The organism is Achromobacter sp. GbtcB20, from assembly GCF_019091095.1.
Classification (GTDB): domain Bacteria; phylum Pseudomonadota; class Gammaproteobacteria; order Burkholderiales; family Burkholderiaceae_B; genus Achromobacter; species Achromobacter mucicolens.
This window is the reverse complement of the sequence record NZ_JAGXJZ010000052.1, coordinates 1-3,382: the sequence shown is the minus strand read 5'-3', so window position 1 is coordinate 3,382 and position 3,382 is coordinate 1. Positions and strand designations below refer to the sequence as shown.

5 protein-coding genes are annotated in these 3,382 nt (G+C 57.7%); all 5 read right to left on the bottom strand.

The genetic code is table 11. The features are described 5' to 3' along the window. Positions 1-304: hypothetical protein (locus KVT32_RS27595; RefSeq protein ID WP_217619135.1), on the bottom strand; the 304-nt coding region annotated here is incomplete at its 3' end. Positions 305-436: 132 nt separating this feature from the next. Next, entirely contained in the window at positions 437-1,369 is a 933-nt protein-coding gene (locus KVT32_RS27590) for a hypothetical protein (protein ID WP_217619134.1), read from the bottom strand. 58 nt (positions 1,370-1,427) lie between these two features. Then, a complete protein-coding gene (locus KVT32_RS32705; protein WP_081100938.1) occupies positions 1,428-1,691 on the bottom strand; it encodes a PAAR domain-containing protein in 264 nt (87 codons plus the stop codon). Beyond that, positions 1,688-2,779, bottom strand: coding sequence for a DUF6708 domain-containing protein (locus KVT32_RS27580; RefSeq protein WP_217619133.1), 1,092 nt, complete (start codon positions 2,777-2,779; stop codon positions 1,688-1,690). The genes KVT32_RS32705 and KVT32_RS27580 overlap by 4 nt, the downstream gene beginning before the upstream one ends. Then, positions 2,780-3,382, bottom strand: a 603-nt coding sequence (locus KVT32_RS27575; RefSeq protein WP_217619132.1) for a hypothetical protein, incomplete at its 5' end; no start/stop codon positions are given.

Genomic DNA, 3,382 nt, shown 5'->3' with positions numbered 1-3,382 from the left:
GGAAAGCGATGTCGCCCAAACTTTTTTTCGCAAGGACATCATGCGTAATGGCAATAGCCAGGACCGTTGATGTAGCGACGAACGCGCCGCACGTCCCGTATAGCGCAAATGCCATTTTCCCAACGAAGACGTGACTCTCCATGTAACGCTCGTTAAACATCGTCTTGTCAGACACATCGTCTACGAGCCTGACGCGCTGCGGCGACATTGCAAGGCGGATATCGGGAAGCTGTTGCCAATCTGGTGCGGCTTTCAAATTGGCTAGCATCTCATCGAAGCTGTGGGTCGGCTGCAATTCGGTCATTGGTGGGTCATCTCTGATGGCGGCTGTGGTTCCGTGAAAGCGCTAAGCCGAACAGAATCCGTTAGTGGCGATATGAGAAAGGCCGGCCGGCGGAAAATTGATTTTGGGGTGAGGTAACGCGTACTCAACCGATCACTTGCCTTGTAGATTTACCAAGTCGAATCCGCGGCCATTGAAGCGGTGAAAGACGTCCCTGCTCGCTTGCACGGGCGTGGCGTCATAACCGGTCACATCAGCGCCCGGCGAACACAAGCGCTCCACCTCCTCCGGCCACTCGACGTTCGCCGTGCGACGGACTAGATGGCGATCGATCAAGGGGCCGCCGGCGAGGTAGTAGGCGGGCTTCACCAGCAGGATCGCGAAGAGATAAGTGAGCAGCCCATCTTCCTTGAACGTGACTGCCTTGGAAAAGCCGCTGGGTCTGTACGGTGTACGTGCCGGATCAGGTTGGATCGCGCACAGGCCTTCGGCCATGTAGCGTCGCAGGAATTCGAGACGGGTGAGGTTGTCGACGAGCGCCGACTCGTCGCCGATGTCGAACGCTCCGGAAGCCATCGCGAGAGCGGTCGGCCCCGTTTGAAACACGAGGTTGATTGCAAACTTGCCGTCTGCGGACGGACTGAATTCGGTGAAAGGATGCACGTCTCTCCATGCAACCGTTGCTGCGTTTTTCCGCCCCTTGTAGATGTGGACGACCTGAGCTTGGCGATTAAAGCGCACGCATATCGGCTCCAGCTTCAGGAGCGCAATCGCCAAAACGCCTGTGAACGCGGCGAAAGTCAGCAATATCCAGCTCTTGGAAAGAAAGCTGTAGAGCGTGCTGCCCGCAGAATGGCTCAGCCATGCGTCATAGGCGAAGCAAACGAGCGAGGCCAATGTGGCACCACACAATAGGTAGAGAACGAACGCTGCCTTTCCTGCAAATAGGCGACTTTCAATGTACTGTTCGTTGAATAGCCGTTCGTCCGAGATGTCGTCGCAGAAGCTGACCTGCTGCGGCCACATGGCAACCCGTATGTCTGGAAGCGCCTGCCAATCCGGACGCGCCTTCAGGTTGGCCAGCATTTGTTGAAACGTGAGTAGGGGTTTTGGGTGCGGCATCAGTCTTTGCCCTCCAGTACGGCTAGCTTCCTGCGTTCACGCCGCGCTGAGACGCAACTAGTATGGCGCCACACGAAGTGCTGTCACCCTCGCGGGCAGGGGTCTTGCCGTTACTTTGGAAGCCGGCGCAACTAGCAATGATTGAAGTGGCACCGTGGAGGGGGCATTGAACGGCATCTCCATGCCCTGCCACGGGCGAGCCTCCTGCGGTGAAGCCGGTCGTCGCTGAGACCACCTTCCCGGCGTGTGTGGTCGAATCGCTCAACACAACAAATGGTTTGTTCATGGACGCCCCGTATGGGGATGAGGAGCGTTCGTCGGTGGGGGAACAGGTGGCCAGTCGGCTGCCACCGACAGGGGGGGGCACGGTTTTCCTGGCAGTCCCGCTTGGCGAATGATCTTGGGCCAGCGCGGCTCCCAGCACAGGAGCAGCGAAATCCAATGCCCTGCTGCGTGAATCAACATGACGGGAGATAGCAACACCGACAGCCAAACGACTAGCCGCCGCTGGCCAGCTCGCCAAAGCGGCTTAAGGAAGCTCCAGGGGGCCGCGAGCGACAGCCAAGGCCAAGGCAGCTTGGTCAGCAGTTTGCGGGGGCGAGGCACGGAATCGGGGCCTTCTTCCATGTATCGCCGAATGAACTCCCAGAGATTGATCAAATCGCTGGTCCCATCGGCCGTCTTGCCCACAAACATGAGGTGACTGTGAGGCAGTCCCGTCATGTCCTGCGTCCAGGCCAGCAAAAGCTGAGTGCCCGTGCCGGAAACCTCAGGCTTGCCCACCCCAGCTTCCGCCGAGACCTGTTCCCATGCGAGGACCGCAATTCCACCGGCGTATCGAGGACGGTGCAGATACACCTGGCGAGTAATGCGATTGAAGCGGATCAGCAGACGGCGTTGAACAAAGTTTTCGAGGCGTAGCCAGCGCCATGCAAATCGACGAAGCACGAGAATCAGCGCCAGCGTTATCAGGGGCAACGCAAGAGCGGCAATGTAGTCGCCCGCATCTGCCGGCCTGCTCGACCATGGATAGACGTGAGTCCACCACACTGTGCTGAAGATGGTACTCATCTCCAGCAGCGTCAACACTAGATAGAGCGCCGGCAAAGTGAATAGCGTAAGGAAACCACGCTTATCTTGAAGTGCGCCAGCTCGAAGCTCGATATAGATATCGTTAAACGCGTAGATCGAGCCTGTAGCACTGGGATGCTCGCTGACTTTCTCATCAATGCCGATCTCCCGTACAAATTCTTTTCCGATATTGGCCTTAAGCTCCTTTTCATCCGCTGTAGCTACCTTAATGGCATCCTCATACTCCCCACGTAATGTTGCCGTTGTCTGCATTGCCCAGGCCTGCGCTTCGATAAAATACATTCAGCTCACCGTCCTCAAAGCTTCATACAATTTCCGTAGTTCGGTCGCCTCGTCTACGAATGGCTTGGCAAAACTATCCTGCGAGCGCGAGCCGAAGCAGCAGTGGACGCACCATGTTTCCATCTCGTCTGGCTCTAACACCCAAATCGCCGCGGTGATCAACAGACCTATGGCTGTGCTCCATCCCAACGCTAAACCGAGCAATGCAGAAATGTGGACGGCTGCGAGGCTCTCTGCTTGGCGAATGAGTACGGGCAGGGCGGCTCGAAGGAGTTGCCGCTCCGTGTTTAGAAGGATCCAACGGAGTAGCGGGCCGGAGGTCGATAGCGATATGGACGCGGAGATTCCGGTAATGCCCATGGCTACAACGGCGTGCGCGACGTACGCTAAGCCCAACGTTGACTTGCCTTGGGCAAAGGCTCTCCGCACTTCTGCGACATCCAATGCGACCAGAATCCCCCCTCCAATGGTGGCTAATCCTCCGCCTGCCAGCTTGAGGCCGCCTAAGGCAATCCTTGCTCCCCTGCCGGCCACTGTATGCGCACCATACCTTGCAGCCACCGATCCCACGCTCATCGCAGCCAACTCGAAACCTGCGGCCGC